Annotated in this window: 1 protein-coding gene; it reads left to right on the top strand. The window is 57.1% G+C overall.

Translation table 11 applies throughout. The features are described from left to right. Window positions 1–87: 87 nt before the first annotated feature. Window positions 88–275 (top strand): DUF6894 family protein (locus tag AC0IYH_RS31480; RefSeq protein WP_471838162.1); only part of this gene is annotated, 188 nt, incomplete at its 3' end.

Raw genomic sequence — 275 nt, 5'->3', positions numbered from 1 at the left:
GTTAGGGGACGATCATCGCTGGCTGCTTTCCCGGGTTTCCATCGACTGAGAGTTGATTGCTCCCGCCCCTGATCGCGAGAGCCCCTAGTGCCGAAATTCTACCTGCACTTGCGCAACAGCGAGGATGAGATCCTCGATCCAGACGGTGTCGAAATAGACGTAGAGGCGGTTGCGGACGTCGCTCTCAAGAACGCACGGGACTGTATGGCTGGCGACATTCGTACAGGTCGGATCGAACTTGGGCACCGTATCGATGTCCACGATGAGTCCGATAC

It is taken from the genome of Pseudomonas sp. AC463 (genome assembly GCF_979253585.1).
This window is presented reverse-complemented; position numbering and strand designations above follow the sequence as displayed.